Raw genomic sequence first — 816 nt, forward strand, 5'->3', positions numbered from 1 at the left:
ATCAACACCTGATGGATAGGGTTTTTGATGACTTAGAATTAAGCAGAAATTGTAAAAAAGTGGCAGCGATTTACCAACATTATAGTGACTATGGGGCAATCGCTGCTTAAAAGTGTCTACAGTATTGAAATAGTAGACTTCATTTTTATTTGAACACTACCTTAAGATTAGCTCTTAATAAGAGCTCATGGCTATTATGTATATCTCCCTTTTCTTGCAAGCCCTTCAAGATGTACGCGTCTTGCTTCTTCTTTAACTAGGCGCCTTTTGATTCGGCATGGACGGCAATAAATGGCTGTGGTTTCAATGTTTCCGCCAATCTCTTCATACCACCACTTTTGTTGCTTCGGTGTCCATACCTCACTGCTTCCGCATTCACGACACGCAAATGGAACGTCGTAATAAAACTCTGGAAATCTTGGTATTGCAGAAGGTGACTTAAGTTTACTGTGGTCGGCGGCTATTGGAGTATTAGAGCCTTTCCCAATTTTTTAATGCTTTGAGCTTTCTTCAGAGCTCGTTTATTCTTTATTTCTGCCTTTCTCTGTTTTCCGCTTTTCATGCATCCACCCAATTAAACAGTACCTTAATTATACCATTGAATTGGTTGGAGAAATTATAAATGTCGCTGAAAGCCCATGCTTTTATCAGCAGTCGAACCTAGGCTTATTGATTTGTATGAATTTTTAAAGGGAACCTCTATAAATTCGTTTTTTTAGCGCGATAATTTTCTAATTTTTTCTACCGGAACATTTACCGAAAATAATTATCATTACGCATTTATTTACAAAAATATTGGATAAAAATTCGTTCTTT

At 36.8% G+C, this 816-nt stretch carries 1 protein-coding gene; it reads right to left on the bottom strand.

Annotated features, from left to right (window positions below; all coding sequences use genetic code 11):
* Positions 1–194: 194 nt before the first annotated feature.
* Positions 195–488, bottom strand: a complete 294-nt coding sequence (locus tag LU351_RS21110; RefSeq protein WP_416053982.1) for a zinc-ribbon domain containing protein — start codon at positions 486–488, stop codon at positions 195–197.
* Positions 489–816 lie beyond the last annotated feature (328 nt).

The sequence above is a fragment of the Marinibactrum halimedae genome, assembly GCF_021234875.1.
Lineage (GTDB): Bacteria > Pseudomonadota > Gammaproteobacteria > Pseudomonadales > Cellvibrionaceae > Marinibactrum > Marinibactrum halimedae.